This is a genomic window from Shewanella sp. 10N.286.45.A1 (assembly GCF_041470405.1).
GTDB lineage: Bacteria > Pseudomonadota > Gammaproteobacteria > Enterobacterales > Shewanellaceae > Shewanella.
This window is the reverse complement of record NZ_JBFRMK010000161.1, coordinates 22,605-39,771: the sequence shown is the minus strand read 5'-3', so window position 1 is coordinate 39,771 and position 17,167 is coordinate 22,605. Positions and strand designations below refer to the sequence as shown.

The following is a 17,167-nucleotide window of genomic DNA, read 5'->3' as shown; positions in this document are numbered from 1 at the left end:
GCTCAAATCCCACTACTTGCCTACAGCGCTTTGAATTCCCGCTGAATGGTCAAACTTTTAATGCAATTGGTATGATTGCCGATGACAGCGCCAGTCGGTAAGTGGCGGCAACACTCAATGAAAGAAAAGTCATCGAGGTAGATCCCAATGACTTTACTCAGCTTAAATCCGCTTATTCATTCAGTGAAAGCAGCTAATTTATTTCAGGTAGGCGCTAAGGCTGTCTTGTTGGCTCAACAAACTCTGATACAGAGTGAATTGATTTTCAGCACGTTCAAGGTTATGACCTTGATGATGGATATGGAAATAAACGTCGCCGTTTAAGTGATCGGTTAAAAACCTCACGCCAATCATTAAGCACATGACTTTGGCACCTAACCATAAGCTGCGGCGTTCTAGATCAGATAGCACCGGTGCTAACTCGCCCAAATAACCTTTACAGATCGCGGCAAAAATAGACTCGCGCACAGTGACTTTATCTAATGCAGTTGAGTCTTCCTCTTCCGGGCTACAAAAAGTACGTACCATGTCACCAAAGTCATACATCAAGTAGCCTTTCATGCAAGTATCAAGGTCAATAATCGCCATACTGCTCATATCGCGCTTATCAAACAGCATGTTGTTGATCTTGGTGTCGTTATGGCAAATTCGACGTGGTAGTTTTGCTTCAACCTCAGCAAGTTCTTGCAGTAGTTCAGTTTGTGCCATCACCATATCAACCCAGTGCTGACAACCACTAAGTCGCCCTTGGCTATCGTTAGCTGCAGCGAGCGATAGCTGTTCAATTCGGCCAGGAAGGTGATGGAAGTTTGGAATAACATCTGCGATAAGCTCGGCATCAAGATCGCTTAGCGAACAAGAGAAGTGACCAAAGGCTTTAGCCGCTATTTCAGCATCTGCTTCGCTGCTAACGACATCAACACTGTGGCTGTGGGGCAGATAGTTAATCGCTCGCCAGAAACCACCTTCACCGAGATCAACACAAAGCCTACCCGCCTGAGTTTGCTCAGGAGAAACGACTTGCAGCTGGTACTGCTGTTGCTGGCTCTTAAGTGTTAAATGGCGACTGATCTTGTCAGCATTATTGACTAAAGCATTAGGAGTGGTAAAAACTTGAGTATTGATTTTTTGCAACACAAATTCACGCTTGCAACCACGAACAAGAAAAGTGTGGTTTATATGGCCATTACCCAATGGCGAAACTTTGGCATCTTCCACCTCTACACCAAAGTGCGACAAAACGTTTTGTCTTATAAAATCAATCACCCAACTCTCCAGATTCTGTCAATATCGTTGCTTCGGCCTGTTTATCGTTCAGGTTTTCCATGCAAACTCATTATGTATTAGCTTCTAAGATTAACTTGTTGCTAATTTTTCAAATAATTTCTGTTGAACCCAGTTGGCATCTTCAGGATAGGTCACGCCATACCAAGACTCCTGCGCCACGCTGACATTCACATTACGAGTCTCTTCGCTTACTCGGTTTTGCTGCAATCTCGCTTGCACCACACTCGGTAGGTAGCACTCACTTTTAGCTTGGCTACCGTGCTTAATAATAAAGTCTGTTAGCTGCGCTTCGATCACAGCAAAAATATCGGCGTTAAAGCCCCAGCATGTCATCGACACTAAAGCATCACTGGCAATCGCTTGCTGCTTACCAGCAAAAGTACCGACAAGTTCATTGGCATGGGACTGGATATCTAACCACTCAGCAACATCAACAAGCTTGCCATTGTTAACTTCACACAAACCACGGTTTACACCGCCATTATCAGATAAGGTCAAATGGATTGGATAGGCTACCATCATCCAATCGTCCACGCTGTTAACCAAGCCTTGAGCTAGCAATGAAAAAGCACTATCGCCATAATAATCATCGGCATTAATCACCGCCATAGGGCCTGCTATCAGCTTTCTCGCACTCCATAGGGCGTGTGCTGTCCCCCATGGTTTTTTACGTGTTTCTAAATCAACATAATCCGTCACAGCCTCTGGCAAGTCATCCAGTGACTGAATGCAGTAATCACAATGGAAATCCTGCGGCAACTTGTCAGCTAAGAGTCGATCTAAGCTGGCTGCAAGTTCAGGACGGATCACTAACACTGCTCGATTAAAACCAGCTTTATGGGCGCTGCATAGCGACAGTTCCAGCATGGTTTCGCCTTTTGGCCCAAGCCCTGCCAGTTGCTTATCACCACCAAAGCGTGTGCCTAAGCCCGCCGCGAGAATCACTAAGGTTAAATCGACCATTCTGTCACCCATCAAACCCACTGGTACATGCATTTAGCGCAAACGATTATGCAAAAGTTAAGGCGAAGCAGTTTAATGACTCTCCCTTGCGATTTCCAGTCATACCTATCAACAATACGCTAAGTTATAAATAAGTGGCGAACGCTGCAACTTTTCCGATGGCGGCTTGGCTGCCTTTAAGGCTGAAATTATAACCACAGAGACTCACGTTTCCACGGCGCGCCATATCAACAATAATCGCCTTAGTATCAAGCGGAGAAAAACGTGCTTCGGTGCCAGTATCGGCTAATAAGTCGACCTCAACGGGGCGATACTCAGTGCCATTATTAAACTTAAGCGCTGCACAGGTTCTATCACCTTTTGCAGTAGCAAGAGACCATAACGTGGTCGGTGATCCGGTCTCCCCTAACCATCTTACAATTAGTACATCATCTTCAAGCACTAAACTAAAGCCATCCGGCAAGGTTGTCATTTTGCGTTCAACAGTGGGCGCCTTAGCGATCTGTTCGACTGCAGTGCTGTCTTGTTCTGCCGCAGTAGCATTATCGCTAGGCACTAGCGACCAAATGCTCAATAACAACATGCAAACCAATAAAGATGCCACTCCTGAGAACGCGATTTTCTGATTGGCCATAAGCCAGCGCTGTATGTTAATAAAGCTGCTGCTATTTAGGCTTGCCCCTTGCGCTGGTGAATCAGTGGCAGTGCCATTAGCAAACTCTCCTTCAAAATCTGTTTCCGAGTTCGAAAAAGCAGTCGTTTCCGCTTCAGTGGCAGTCTCGCTGGCAGTTAACGTTGGCTCAACACGTACCCTTGAACCTTTTGTAACTGCGCGGTCGACTATTTTGATAGGGCCTGAATATCCCTGTCGGTAACTAGCCTTTGAAATCGAGGGTAGAATGGCGATGTAGCCTATGGCTAACGCCGCAAACACCATAAAGGTAAGTAGCAGCATCACACTGTCAACATGTACTAGAGTAAGCAATACCAAGATGAAAGGAGCCAGCGTTAACGCTATCAAGCGTGGCGTTTTGCCACTATCTCGTAGTCGTCTATAACTGGTTAAACCTAATATGGGTAGCAACAACATACCAACGACATACAATGTCGCTGTAGAGCCCAGTAGCACTGCAGCCAATAATAAAACAAAGAAAATCAGTCCACTGATGACCGCAAATCGCTGGCCGTTATCACGACCTACCATACAAAAAAGTGCTGAAAACTGCATACCCTGATATTCCTACCTTCTCAATCAAACCTAAATGAAAGTGGATGACTTTCCACTTAACTGTATTAATGCTCAGGCGAAAGCATAAAACGCAGTAAATAGCCTACCCAATTTGCTTGAGGATGTCAGTGTTTTAGCTGTATACGGCGAAATTAGTCTGAGAAATAGAGAGAAGCACTAAATTATGCCTCTACACGCTGTGATCACTAGCGCAAATATCGTCCTAGGCTGTATAATGTGCAGCTAAATCTTTTCACTGGCCCCAAAGAGGGCTAAAGCACCGGATAGGCAAATCATGACTGCACGCGGGAATCTATTTATCGTCTCAGCGCCAAGTGGCGCAGGTAAATCATCACTGATATCAGCTTTATTAAAAGATCAGCCAGCTGATATGCAAGTATCTGTGTCGCACACTACACGTCAGCCTCGTCCGGGCGAAGCAAATGGTCAGCACTATCACTTTGTCAATCAAGATGAGTTTAAAGCACTCATTGCAGATAATGCGTTTTTCGAGTGGGCTGAGGTATTTGGTAACTACTACGGTACTTCACGAGTCACCATTGAACAGACACTTGCACAAGGTATCGACGTATTTCTCGATATTGATTGGCAAGGTGCCCAGCAAGTGAAAAAAGTGATGCCAGAATCCATTGGGATCTTTATTCTTCCCCCTTCACGTACTGAGTTAGAGCGCCGCCTTACTGGGCGTGGCCAAGATAGCCAAGAAGTAATTGCAGGCCGCATGGCACAAGCGGTAACAGAGATGTCGCACTATAATGAGTATGATTTTATTTTAGTGAACGATGATTTCGACAAAGCGCAGCGCGATCTTTTAGCAATCATTCATAGCCAAAGATTAACCACTGCTAGCCAAATTCATACGCAAAATGATATGATTAAAGATCTGTTGGCAGACTAACTGTCTTCATGTACAATTTTGCGTCATTTTTTCAATCGATAAAACACTGGAGTTTCCAAACATGGCTCGCGTAACTGTAGAAGACGCCGTAAACAAAATCGGCAACCGTTTTGATATGATTCTGGTTGCAGCGCGTCGTGCTCGCCAAATCGCCGTGCAGGGTAAAGACCCTATGGTTGAAGAAGAGAACGACAAGCCAACGGTTATCGCTTTACGCGAAATCGAACTAGGTTTAGTCACAGCTGATACTTTGGACGCCGATGAGCGCCAAACAGTTCGTGAACGTGAAGCAGCTGAAATTGCTGCCGTTGCTGCCATCGCTGAAGGCCGTAACGCTATATAAGGAGTAGAGTCACTTGTATCTGTTTGAAGGTCTCAAGGAGTCTGCTTCAGGTTATTTAGAACCTGAACAGGTAGAATTACTCAAGCAGGCCTATCAGGTGGCGCGCGATGCCCATGAAGGTCAGATGCGCACGAGTGGCGAACCTTATATTACCCATCCGGTTGCGGTAGCCCGCATTCTGGCCGATATGCGTCTCGATCATGAGACGCTTATGGCCGCACTCTTACACGACACCATCGAAGACACCCCTGTTACCAAAGAGGAGCTGGCTGAAATATTCAGTGAGTCTATTGCCGAATTGGTGGAAGGTGTATCTAAGCTCGACAAGCTAAAATTTCGCGATAAGAAAGAAGCCCAAGCTGAAAACTTCCGCAAAATGATGATGGCGATGACCCAAGATATTCGCGTCATCTTAATCAAACTTGCCGATAGAACGCACAACATGCGTACCTTAGGTGCTTTACGCCCCGATAAACGTCGCCGCATTGCCCGTGAAACCCTCGAAATTTACGCCCCAATCGCCAACCGCCTTGGTATTCATAATATTAAGAGTGAGTTAGAGGATTTAGGTTTTCATGCCTACTATCCAATGCGCTATCGTGTATTAAAAGAGGTGGTGAAAGCCGCACGTGGTAATCGTAAAGAGCTAATCCAAAGTATTGAAGCTGCTGTTGGCACTCGACTCGAAGACACCGGCCTTGAAGGCACGGTTAAAGGTCGTGAAAAGAATCTTTATTCCATCTATAACAAGATGCGCAACAAAGAACTGCAGTTTCAAGAAGTCATGGATATCTATGCCTTCCGAGTCATCGTTGACTCCATCGATACCTGTTACCGCGTTATGGGTGCCATGCATGGCCTCTACAAACCCCGTCCAGGTCGATTCAAAGATTATATCGCTATCCCTAAAGCCAACGGCTATCAGTCATTACATACTTCACTATTTGGTCCTCACGGCGTGCCTGTTGAGATCCAGATCCGTACTGAAGATATGGACCAAATGGCAGATAAAGGGGTCGCGGCACATTGGTTATACAAGAAAGGCAGCTCACAAGAGCAAGGCACCACCACCCAAGTTCGTGCACGTAAGTGGATGCAAAGCCTGCTTGAACTGCAGCAAAGCGCCAGCACCTCTTTTGAATTCGTAGAAAACTTTAAGACTGAGCTATTTCCTGAAGAGATCTACGTGTTTACCCCTGAAGGGCGTATTCTAGAACTACCCGATGGTGCCACCGCAGTAGACTTTGCTTATGAAGTGCATACAGATGTTGGCAACACTTGTGTTGGTGCTCGCGTCAATCGCCAAGCCTATCCGTTAAGCCAACCGCTAATTTCAGGCCAAACCGTTGAGATCATCACCGCGAAAGGTGCACGCCCTAATGCTGCATGGCTCAACTTTGTAGTGACAGGTAAAGCGCGCGCTAAAATTCGTCAGCTGCTCAAGAGTCTAAAAGAGGATGATGCAGTTCTGCTCGGTAAACGCCTATTGAACCATGCGTTAGGCGACACTAAGCTAGATGACTTGCCAAAAGAGCAAGTTGAAAAAGTGGTCAATGATACTAAGCACGACACGCTTGATGAGTTACTCGCCGATATCGGCTTGGGTAATGCAATGAGTATTGTTATCGCCCAGCGTTTACGTGGCGATCAAGTTGACGCCCAAGAGACAAAAGAGTCACATACCATGCCGATCCGCGGCGCTGAAGGTATGTTGGTGACGTTTGCTAACTGCTGTCGCCCAATTCCTGGTGATGCGGTTATTGCTCATGTTAGTCCTGGTAAAGGCTTAGTGGTACACATGGAAAGCTGCGCCAATATCCGCGGTTACCAAGGTGAGCCCGACAAGTACATCCCAGTACAGTGGGACAGCGCAGAAGGCGTTGAGTACCAAGCTAACTTACGAGTAGAGATTGTTAACCACCAAGGTGCGTTAGCTAAGATCACCTCAATTGTTGCCGCTGAAGGCTCCAATATTCATAACTTAACCACAGAAGAGCGCGATGGGCGGGTATTCCTCATCAACTTACGCATTTCTGTGCGAGATCGTATTCATTTAGCTAACGTGATGCGCCGTATTAGGGTTCTACCTGAAGTACTGCGAACGTCACGTAACCGCTAGTTCATTTGAACTAAACATTAGTTTACTTAATACAGATAAAGGGAAGATCATGGCAGAGAAGATTATCATTGCAACCGACAAAGCGCCGCAAGCTATCGGTACATACTCTCAAGCAGTAAAAGTAGGCAGTACGGTTTATCTATCAGGTCAGATCCCACTGAACCCTGAGACAATGGAAATGGTAAGCGATGAGTTTGATGCGCAAGTAGTACAGGTTTTTGAAAACCTAACTGCTGTTTGTGCAGCTGCTGGTGGTTCATTAAGCGATATTGTTAAGCTTAATATCTTTATGACAGACCTAAGTAACTTTGCTACCGTGAACGAAATTATGGGTCGCTACTTTGAGCAACCTTACCCAGCTCGTGCAGCAATCGGTGTTAGCCAACTTCCAAAAGGCTCATTGGTTGAAATGGACGGCGTAATGGAAGTGTAATTCCACTCCATTGACTAAAGAATCGGGCGCTACGGCGCCCTTTTTATTGATAAAAAAGTTTGGTAAAAGACATGAGTCCAGAACGCTTCGCCCGCATTAACAGTATGCTAGACAACCGCCAGCCAGATCTAACACTGTGTTTAGACAAGGTGCATAAAACCAATAATATTGCAGCGGTTATTCGCACTGCTGATGCGGTTGGCATTCATGAGATCCATGCAGTATGGCCTGAGATTGAGATGCGTGTTTCTGGCAACACCGCCTCAGGTAGCCAGCAATGGGTGAAGTCTAAAGCGCACAATAAAATGAGTGATGCAGTGGCTGAATTTCGCCGTCAAGACATGCAGATCCTCGCGACCAACTTCTCCGCAACAGCGGTCGACTTTCGTGAAATCGATTATACCCGCCCAACCGCTATTATTTTAGGTAACGAGCGCGATGGCGTTAGCCCTGAAGGTATCGCTAGCGCCGATCAGCATGTGATTATCCCGATGATCGGCATGGTGCAGTCACTCAATGTTTCTGTTGCTGGGGCACTAATAATGTATGAAGCCCAGCGCCAACGTGAAGCCGCTGGCATGTATGGTACTCGAAAGCTTGATGAGCAGTATTGTCAGATAAAACTGTTTGAACAAGGCCACCCTATATATGCCAAAGCCTGTCGCCGCAAAAAGCTCGCCTACCCAGCCATAGATGATGCCGGCCAGATAGTTGCTGATGAGCAATGGTGGCAAAAGATGCGCGCTCCTTCTGAATAATTACAATCGAGCACCGTAAAACCAGTGCTAGCTCGATCAGTTAGCACTTCCTTAGCCCCAGCTGAACTCCCACTACTTGTAGCACCAAAGGCATGCTTTAACGACATCATTGCGAGAAATTGTAACGAGCGTTTGAAAAAGTTGTCATAGATCACATTTTTCGCCATACTCAATATTAATACCAATCAATATAAGAATTTGATCAACTCAGAGCTATTTTTGGCAAACTAATTCAAGGCGAATAACTGAAACAATGGTTGTTCCCTTGTGAAGTTGTTCAACACAGAAATAGGCAGCCAAAAATACTCCAGAATGGCGAGTTTTAGCGATTCTGATGCTGTGTTAACGAGCTTAACCGTAGAACAACTATGCTCTTCACTCGTTGCCTTGCTTCAGAATCGCTAAACTCTCGCTGAGAGCCCAAATATTTATACTGATTGGTATAAACCAGCCTGGTAAACAAACGATTAAAACAAAAGAGCTAATCAGGCTAAATAGGAATTAACAATAATCAATATGGAATTGCGATGGAATCTTCTATGAAAACCCCAATTGAAATGCTTGAACATTGGGTTGAAAAACAAGGCGATCAAGTATATCTAAAGCAGCCTATTGACGGTCAATACAAGACCTTTACTTGGCGTGATGTACAAATTAAGATGCAGCAAATTGCTGGTGCACTTAGACATCTAGGCCTAAACCCTGGCGATAAAGTTGCCATTCTTTCTAAAAACTGTGCCGAATGGTTTATCACCGATTTAGCCCTTATGCATGGTGGCTATATTAGCGTTCCTATTTACCCTACAGCCAATGCCGACACCATACGTTACACGCTAGAGCACAGTGAATCTAAAGCGATATTCATCGGTAAACTTGATTACTGGGCAGACCAAGAAAATGGCGTTGGCGGTGAAATTCTACGTATGGCCATGCCTTACGATACCATGCCTGCACAATACCACTGGGATAAACTGCTCAACTTAGGTCAGCCGTTAATCGATGCACCATTGCCTTCACTTGAACAGATCATGAGCTTAGTTTATACCTCAGGTTCGACAGGCAAACCTAAAGGCGCAATCCAAACTTTTGCTAGCTATGGCTGGACTTGTAACGCTGTAGTGCGTGATTTGAAAACGGATGTCGAAGATAGATTAATCTCATACCTGCCACTGGCACACATTACCGAGCGTGTGGCAATACAAGGCTCTTCATTCTATTCAGGTAGTAGTGTTGCGTTTGTTGAGAGTCTCGATAGTTTTGTTGCCGACGTACAGCGCGCAAGACCGACAGTATTCTTCTCAGTCCCGCGCCTTTGGAGCCTATTTCAGAAAAATATTATCGATAAGATTGGCGCCAGTAAACTTAACTTCTTACTTAAGGTCCCGATTGTTAGCGGCATTGTAAAACGCAAGATCCATGCAGGGCTTGGCCTTGAGCATTGTCACCTTCTTGGTTCAGGTTCAGCGCCCATTCCGCCATCGTTGGTTAGCTGGTACCACAAAATTGGTCTTAATATTAGTGAAGCTTGGGGCATGACGGAAAATTGTGCCTACTCCATTATTAACCACCCATTTGATGCCAGTAAAATAGGCACGGTTGGACATGCTATTGAAGGTTGCTCCATCAAACAATCTGATGTCGGCGAACTCATGGTTAAAAGCCCAGGGTTAATGCAGGGTTACTATAAGCAGCCAGAAGAGACCGCAGCTTGCTTTGATGAAGAGGGTTACTTCCACACAGGCGATGTTGTCAGTATCGATGAAGATGGCTGCGTTACCATTACCGGACGCGTGAAAGATAACTTCAAGACATCTAAAGGCAAATACGTTGCACCAGTACCTATCGAGCGCAAGTTAGCACAAGATCTTCACGTTGAGATGATCTGCGTGATAGGTTCAGGTTTACCACACCCAATTGCATTAGTTCAGCTTTCTGAAGGCGCATCAATGCAACCTAGAGAAGAGATTAGAACCTCTTTGAAAAATACTCTAGATGCGGTTAACCCTCACCTTGAGTCCCATGAAACAGTCGACGCGATTATTGTTGTCAAAGAAAATTGGGACGTCGACAATGATGTATTAACTCCAACGTTGAAGATCAAACGTCACGTATTGGAGAAAAGCTTCAGTGAGAAAGTCGACGGTATTCGCGGTGGCAAAATCTGCTGGGAAGATGAAATTTAACTATCTTCCGATGATGCTTTAAAAATTAACAGCACACCTTTAGGTGTGCTGTTTTGTAATGACTGTACTTCAAAAGCCCCAACTCCTCCTTTCAGGCTAAATGGGTAAACTATATTTAATCCTCGCCAGCTGATTATTTGTTGCGCTCTTAGCAAAAATAACTATGCTAGCCGTCCTTTTAATTTCATCTAATAAGTAGTCTTATGATCACTTGGTTATCGATTATTGGCGGGTTTGTGATTCTAACCCTTGGCGCTGAGTCACTAGTGAGAGGCGCAAGCAGTATCGCGCTTAAACTTGGCTTATCACCGTTAATTATCGGCTTAACGATAGTAGCTTTTGGTACCAGTGCGCCGGAGCTTGCGGTGAGTATTAAGTCGGCAGTTGCTGGCAATAGCGGAATTGCATTGGGAAATGTGATTGGCTCCAACATTGCAAATATCGGCTTAATCTTAGGTATTACCGCACTCATTCGCCCTATCAAAATTGAGTCGCAAATGGTGAAACGTGATATCCCTATTATGATTGCAGCATCACTGCTTTTTTGGGGTTTATTGCTTGATGACGGATTAAGCTTTATCGATGGTGCAATTCTTAGCACTCTGCTCGTCAGCTACTTAAGCTACAGCTATTTCACTGCTGATAAACAAACCTCAGATGAAACTGAAGTTGCAGGGCAGAACCAGTGGCTATCCGTCATCTTTATCATTGTCGGTATTAGTATGCTGGTTGGTGGTGGGATCCTATTTGTTGATGGCGCGGTAGCGCTAGCGCAATCCTTTGGGATCAGTGAAATCATTATTGGACTGACAATCGTCGCCATAGGGACGAGTATGCCAGAGCTGGTGACCTCTATCGTTGCCGCACTCAAGGGACAAAGTGATATCGCAATTGGCAATGTTGTAGGCTCAAATCTATTCAACATTTTGGGGATCTTAGGCGTCACCGCACTTATCCACCCCATCATTAGCAGCGATATTAGCACCCTTGATTGGCAAGTCATGATAGGACTTGCGGTTATGCTACTCCCCTTTGCCTACACAGGTTTGCGTATTGGCCGCCGCGAAGGGGCAATTTTGGTATTGGGCTACTTGGCCTATATCAGTTATTTAGTGACTCAAGCCTAAATTGATGACATTTGTCATATTGATCTGATGACGTTTGTGCCTACAGCGTCATCCCACAATCTTTAATAATGGTTCCGTACCCAATACAGGGCTCAAAAGGAGATTGATATGAAATCACTATTACTGGTTACTTCAATGGCTATTATCAGCCAATTTGCTCAAGCAGATACCATTAGCAATATAGATGCCGCCGCAAACCATATGGACGTTAAAAGCTTACAATCACTCACCGAACAAGGTGATGATTACCAGCAAGCCTATGCAGGCTACCGTCTCGCCATCAGCGCCAATATTTTAGGTCAACGCGAGCTTGCTATCAGTGCTCTCGAGACTGCAAAAGAGAGCCTTGAGCCACTAACAACATCGAATGCTAACGCAGACAACCTAGCCCTGCTCTCTTCTGTTTACGGCATGTTAATCGCCCTAGATTATAGTAAGGGAGCACTTTATGGGCCCAAAGCTGCCAGTGCGATAGAACAAGCTAAAGCGTTAGATCCTACTAACCCTCGGGTGCCATTAGTGCAAGCGATTGCGGCTTTTAATACCCCTGAAACCTATGGTGGCAGCAAACAGCGAGCTGTAGACTTGAGTTCCCAAGCGATTGAGCTTTACGCAATTCCCTGTGATAACATTTGTTGGGGTCATGCAGAAGCTTACACTTGGCGAGGACTCGCCAAGCAGAGTTTAGGTGATGCTGATGGCGCAATCGCTGACTGGCAACAAGCCTTAGCTGTTGAAGAGGATTATGGTTGGGCACAGTTTTTACTGCAGCAAAATAACCAAAGTGCACAGCGATAAGCACTGCCTCCACAGCAGGAGAGCGAAGTTAGGCTTCGCTCTCCAATAACCACACTCGTACTGGTTTTCATTTAAGTGGTCAGCTTCTAAAAGGAATTTTTCATGACTGAGTCAGCGCAATCAAAAGAGGATAAATTGGCCTGGGTTTACCTAGTCAATCTGGGGTTTTATCTTATCCCCACCTTCGTCACAAAAATGCTGCCTTGGGAGATAGCCTTAAGCTTAGCGGCTTTAATCCCTTTTGTTTATTGCTATTTTTGGGCTTACCGTTCAACCACGGCTAACGCCTACCGACCGATTTTGGCGATGATAACCATTGGCGTGCTTGTCACGCCAATTAATACAGGTTCACTATCACTGTTCACTTTTGCAGGCTTCTTTATCGGGTTTTTCTACCCGCTAAGAACCGCCATTTTCAGCTTAATTGGGCTCATAACTCTACTATCGCTACTTAATGCTGGGCTCAACTTTGACCATTACTATTGGGTAATTTATGGTGCGGGACTCATCGCCGGAATCGGTCTTTTCGGTGTAGCGGAGCGTAAAAGAGTCGAGCATAAATGTAAGGAAAAGAAGAGCCAAGCAGAGATCCAACAGCTGGCAACAATGTTAGAGCGGGAACGAATAGCTCGCGATCTGCACGACATCATGGGACACAGCCTTTCATCCATCTCTTTAAAAGCAGAGCTGGCCGAAAAGCTCATCGCCAATAATCAAACCGAACAAGCAAGGCAGCAATTAACCGAGCTTAATAGCATTGCTAGGGATAGCTTAAGTCAGATCCGCCAAACTGTATCAGGCTATAAACACAAAGGCCTAGCTGCCAGCGTGACCCAGCTTTGTCAGACTCTGCGTGACAAAGGCTTGAGCGTAAGCTTATTTGGCGAGATCCCTACATTAGATCCCGAGTTAGAAACTCAACTAATCTTAAGTTTAACCGAGCTTTGCAGCAACATTGTCCGCCATAGCAAAGGAACTCGCTGCGAATTGCACTTCGAGCAAACCCCAACAGAGCTGCGCATTGTCATTTGTGATGATGGCTGCCCGAGTCAAATTGAGCAGGGTAATGGACTGACAGGGATCAATGAAAGACTCGCTAGATTTAAAGGCGCACTCAGTTGGAGTTTAGATCCTGATTGTCAATTTACGATTAGTCTGCCGACACAAGGATAACTCTTAGGTGAGAATTTTATTAGCAGAAGACCAAGCCATGGTGCGAGGCGCACTTTCAGCCCTATTATCATTAAGTGGTGAATTTGACATTACCCAAGCCGCAGATGGAGATGAAGCGCTAGCGCTATTGAAAACTTCCGAGTTTGATCTGTTACTCACCGATATTGAGATGCCAGGTCTCAGTGGTTTAGAACTGGCCAGCTGGTGCCAACAAAATAAACCAAAATTAAAGATTGTGGTCATCACCACGTTTGGCAGAGCTGGCTTTATAAAACGCGCCATAGAATCAGGTGTTGGCGGCTTTTTACTCAAAGACGCACCATCAGACACGTTAATCACAGCAATAAACCATGTGATGGCAGGTAAACGAATCATCGATCCAGAGCTGGCAATCATGGCAGTAGGAGAGTCGGATCCACTCAATGACAAAGAACGTAAAGCCCTGAAACTGGCGGGCGAAGGAAGATCGACTTCTGAGATAGCTGCTACGCTATTTATTGCTGAGGGTACGGTAAGAAATTATCTCTCTGAGGCAATTAGTAAACTACATGCAACAAACCGCATTGACGCCGCCAGAATCGCTCAACAAAAAGGTTGGTTATAACGCTATAAAGCGTCAAATTTGCGTAAAATTATATCTCTGATAATATATGTATAAATTTACAGTGTTTGAGTGCTAAACGTTTGCAAAGACTCGATCTTGTTCCGATAACAGAACTCAAGGGCGTCGCTAAAAAGATGGCCGAGAGATTAGCAAAGCTAGGGATCACAACAGTGCAAGATCTGTTGTTTCACCTGCCGCTGCGCTATGAAGATCGTACTCAAATTTACCCCATAGCCTCACTCTACCCTGGCAGCTACGGCACAATAGAAGCTGTAATCCAATCAAGCCAAGTATTGCAGGGGCGTAAGCGCATGCTTACCTGCACTGTGCGTGATGATACCGGCAGTTTAACCTTAAGGTTTTTCAACTTCTCAGTTGCACAAAGAAATGGCCTGAAAACGGGTAGTGTTATCCGCGCCTATGGCGAAATCCGTCGCGGCAAGCACTTCAACGAGATCATTCATCCAGAATACAAATTAGTCTCTCCAGACGATCCCGCGCCATTAAGTGACACATTAACGCCAGTGTACCCAACAACTGAAGGCCTTAAACAAGCTAGCTGGATTAAACTCACAGAACAAGCCTTAACTATGTTGGCCAACGGCGGACTAGCAGAATTACTGCCTAGCAACCTGCAGCCCAATAATATGGAGCTCAAACAGGCACTACAGCTGCTGCACCGTCCAAATAATCAGGTGTCACTGTTTGATCTAGAAAATGGCAGCCATCCAGCACAACAACGCCTTATTCAAGAAGAGTTGTTAGCACATAACTTAAGTATGCTACGCCTTCGCCAACGCACCCGCCGCGACAAAGCCGTGAGTATGTCGGCGACTGGACAACTGCTAAATCCATTTCTAGCATCGCTGCCTTTTAAACCAACAGGCGCGCAGCAACGTGTGGTTAGTGACATCACTCATGACCTTGAAAAAGCAGAACCTATGATGCGTTTGGTGCAGGGGGATGTAGGCTCAGGCAAAACCTTGGTCGCCGCACTGGCCGCACTGCAAGCCATTGAGAGCGGTTATCAAGTCGCGATGATGGCACCGACAGAGCTCCTTGCTGAGCAGCATGCAATCAATTTTAGAGGCTGGTTTGAGCCGCTTGGGCTTAAAGTCGGCTGGCTAGCAGGTAAGTTAAAAGGTAAGGCAAGAACCCAATCTTTAGCCGATATTGAATCAGGCGACGCCAATATTGTTATTGGTACCCATGCAATATTCCAAGAGCAAGTAGTGTTTAATAAGCTTGCGTTAATCATCATCGATGAGCAGCATCGATTTGGTGTTCACCAGCGCTTAGGTTTACGCGAGAAAGGTGTTAGCCAAGGCTTTCATCCGCATCAGCTAATTATGACCGCTACGCCTATTCCGCGAACCTTGGCGATGACAGCGTACGCCGATCTCGATACCTCAGTCATTGATGAACTGCCACCAGGGCGAACTCCCGTTACCACTGTGGCTGTGTCAGATCAGCGCCGTGAAGAAGTCATCAATCGCGTTCGCCAAGCCGTCATTAACGATAATCGACAAGCCTATTGGGTGTGTACCCTCATTGAAGAATCAGAAGCATTAGAATGCCAAGCTGCAGAAGATACCGCAGCGGAATTAACACTCGCGCTACCCGAGTTAAAAGTCGGCCTTGTACATGGTCGAATGAAAGCGGCTGAAAAACAGCAAATAATGGCCAGCTTTAAAGCCGGCGAATTACACTTACTCGTAGCGACAACCGTGATTGAGGTCGGTGTTGATGTTCCTAATGCCAGTTTGATGATTATTGAAAACCCTGAACGTCTAGGACTAGCGCAACTGCACCAACTAAGAGGCCGTGTTGGTCGTGGCGCCGTCGCCAGCCATTGCGTGTTGATGTATAAGCCGCCGCTATCAGCAACCGCAACTAAGCGCTTGGGTGTATTAAGGCAAAGTAACGACGGTTTTGTTATCGCACAGCGAGATTTAGAGATCCGTGGCCCAGGGGAAGTCTTAGGTACAAAACAAACAGGGGTTGCAGATATGAAGATCGCAGATCTAATGCGCGATCAAGCATTAATCCCCCATGTGCAAAAGCTAGCCCCTCATGTTATGCAGCAAGCTCCTAGCAGTGTCGACGCCATAATTCAACGTTGGCTTGGTGATCGTGAGCAATTTGTCCAAGCATAAAGAGGAAGCCACCACTTTAAAACTTAGCCATACTCTATGTCGTAATTAGATACAGTTTAAAACTTGATACAAATTAAATATCCTTAATAGAGCTTCAACCTATAGACAAGCCTGTTTAATTTTGCAAAATGGGTAAATAGCAAATGCATTACCACTAAAACGATTATCGTGCGGTAGCAGAGGAAACTAAATGCAACTCAGTCAAGAAGATAGAATTACACCTCAGGAGAAGTCCTCAGGTACAAATGGCCTAGCAATTATTGCCATTGCCGCAGTTGTGTTGATCTCTGCTGGAGGTTATTACTATTTAAGTGGTGATGATAAGAGTGAAGATCCACAGATTATTGCACCGGTTATTGTGCCAGATCCAATCCCAGAAGAGCCGCTTGAAACAGAAGCGATTCTGCCTGAACCTGAACCTGAAATTGTTGAGCCAGTACCAGTGCAGTTACCTGAAGTAGAGCCAGTTCCTGAGGTTGAGCCTCTTCCTGCTCTTGCTGACAGTGATGCCTATATCCGTCAAAAGGCGATAGACATCGCCGACGGAATGGCCATAGAACCAATGATGATTGAAGATAATGTTGTACGCCAATTTGTGGTATTTGTAGATAACTTGGCTCAAGGTGAATTGGCTCGTAAAGTGAGCCCGTTAAAAGCACCAAACAACAGCTTCACAGTGTCTGAGATAGCAAACAAAACCTATGTCGATCCTGATAGCTACCACCGTTATGATCTGTACGCCGACTTTCTTGCCAGCCTAAATGAAGAGGAATTAGCCAAAAGTTACAAAGAGATGACTCCACTGCTAGGTGAAGCATTTAGTGAGCTCGGCTATAACGATACTTCGTTTGATGAAAGAATGCAGCAGGCTATCGCTATCATGCTGGATGCGCCTATTATTGAGCAGCCTATTGAACTTGACGGAGTCAGCGTTAACTATCAATTTGTTGACCCGAACCTAGAAGCGCTACCTAATGCGCAGAAATTAATGATCCGTACGGGACCTGAAAACTCTCGCAAGATAAAATCTGTACTACGTCGCTTACAAAAACATCTAAACTGATCCGTTAACAGTA

General features: G+C 45.5%; 15 protein-coding genes. 12 read left to right on the top strand and 3 right to left on the bottom strand.

What is annotated here, in order from left to right; all coding sequences use genetic code 11:
• Positions 1–198 precede the first annotated feature (198 nt).
• The 3 genes from AB4238_RS12930 to AB4238_RS12920 all read right to left on the bottom strand — a co-directional run bounded on the left by AB4238_RS12930 (position 199) and on the right by AB4238_RS12920 (position 3,478).
• On the bottom strand, positions 199–1,266 hold the full coding sequence (locus tag AB4238_RS12930; protein ID WP_372033804.1) for a phosphotransferase enzyme family protein: 1,068 nt from the start codon (positions 1,264–1,266) through the stop codon (positions 199–201).
• 90 nt (positions 1,267–1,356) lie between these two features.
• The gene (locus tag AB4238_RS12925) at positions 1,357–2,250 is read right to left on the bottom strand and encodes an NDP-sugar synthase (protein WP_372033803.1); all 894 of its coding nucleotides are present in this window, start codon (positions 2,248–2,250) and stop codon (positions 1,357–1,359) included.
• A 124-nt stretch (positions 2,251–2,374) separates the two neighbouring features.
• Positions 2,375–3,478: a DUF805 domain-containing protein gene (locus AB4238_RS12920; RefSeq protein WP_372033802.1), complete on the bottom strand. Its 1,104-nt coding sequence runs from the start codon at positions 3,476–3,478 to the stop codon at positions 2,375–2,377.
• A gap of 295 nt (positions 3,479–3,773) precedes the next feature.
• On the opposite strand from AB4238_RS12920, the gene gmk reads away from it, so the two are divergent.
• From gmk to AB4238_RS12860, 12 genes are all read left to right on the top strand, one after another.
• Complete coding sequence (gene gmk / locus AB4238_RS12915; protein ID WP_372033801.1) at positions 3,774–4,397, top strand: guanylate kinase; 624 nt, start codon at positions 3,774–3,776, stop codon at positions 4,395–4,397.
• A 61-nt stretch (positions 4,398–4,458) separates the two neighbouring features.
• Positions 4,459–4,740 (top strand): DNA-directed RNA polymerase subunit omega, encoded by a 282-nt coding sequence (gene rpoZ / locus AB4238_RS12910; RefSeq protein ID WP_020910538.1) that lies wholly within the window; start codon positions 4,459–4,461, stop codon positions 4,738–4,740.
• 13 nt (positions 4,741–4,753) lie between these two features.
• Positions 4,754–6,859, top strand: coding sequence for a bifunctional GTP diphosphokinase/guanosine-3',5'-bis pyrophosphate 3'-pyrophosphohydrolase (gene spoT / locus AB4238_RS12905; protein WP_220738045.1), 2,106 nt, complete (start codon positions 4,754–4,756; stop codon positions 6,857–6,859).
• Between the two features lie 49 nt (positions 6,860–6,908).
• The gene (locus AB4238_RS12900) at positions 6,909–7,292 is read left to right on the top strand and encodes a RidA family protein (protein WP_372033800.1); all 384 of its coding nucleotides are present in this window, start codon (positions 6,909–6,911) and stop codon (positions 7,290–7,292) included.
• 71 nt (positions 7,293–7,363) lie between these two features.
• Positions 7,364–8,050: a tRNA (guanosine(18)-2'-O)-methyltransferase TrmH gene (gene trmH / locus AB4238_RS12895; protein WP_372033799.1), complete on the top strand. Its 687-nt coding sequence runs from the start codon at positions 7,364–7,366 to the stop codon at positions 8,048–8,050.
• Between the two features lie 527 nt (positions 8,051–8,577).
• The gene (locus AB4238_RS12890; protein WP_372033798.1) at positions 8,578–10,233 is read left to right on the top strand and encodes an AMP-binding protein; all 1,656 of its coding nucleotides are present in this window, start codon (positions 8,578–8,580) and stop codon (positions 10,231–10,233) included.
• Between the two features lie 203 nt (positions 10,234–10,436).
• Positions 10,437–11,360: a calcium/sodium antiporter gene (locus tag AB4238_RS12885; protein ID WP_372033797.1), complete on the top strand. Its 924-nt coding sequence runs from the start codon at positions 10,437–10,439 to the stop codon at positions 11,358–11,360.
• Between the two features lie 108 nt (positions 11,361–11,468).
• The gene (locus AB4238_RS12880; protein ID WP_372033796.1) at positions 11,469–12,158 is read left to right on the top strand and encodes a hypothetical protein; all 690 of its coding nucleotides are present in this window, start codon (positions 11,469–11,471) and stop codon (positions 12,156–12,158) included.
• Between the two features lie 102 nt (positions 12,159–12,260).
• The gene (locus AB4238_RS12875) at positions 12,261–13,331 is read left to right on the top strand and encodes a histidine kinase (RefSeq protein ID WP_372033795.1); all 1,071 of its coding nucleotides are present in this window, start codon (positions 12,261–12,263) and stop codon (positions 13,329–13,331) included.
• Between the two features lie 7 nt (positions 13,332–13,338).
• Positions 13,339–13,935, top strand: a complete 597-nt coding sequence (locus tag AB4238_RS12870; RefSeq protein ID WP_372033794.1) for a response regulator transcription factor — start codon at positions 13,339–13,341, stop codon at positions 13,933–13,935.
• 80 nt (positions 13,936–14,015) lie between these two features.
• On the top strand, positions 14,016–16,091 hold the full coding sequence (gene recG, locus AB4238_RS12865; protein ID WP_372033793.1) for an ATP-dependent DNA helicase RecG: 2,076 nt from the start codon (positions 14,016–14,018) through the stop codon (positions 16,089–16,091).
• Positions 16,092–16,281: 190 nt separating this feature from the next.
• Positions 16,282–17,154 carry a DUF3014 domain-containing protein gene (locus AB4238_RS12860; protein WP_372033792.1) on the top strand — a complete coding sequence of 291 codons (873 nt, stop codon included), beginning with the start codon at positions 16,282–16,284 and terminating at the stop codon, positions 17,152–17,154.
• Positions 17,155–17,167: the final 13 nt, after the last annotated feature.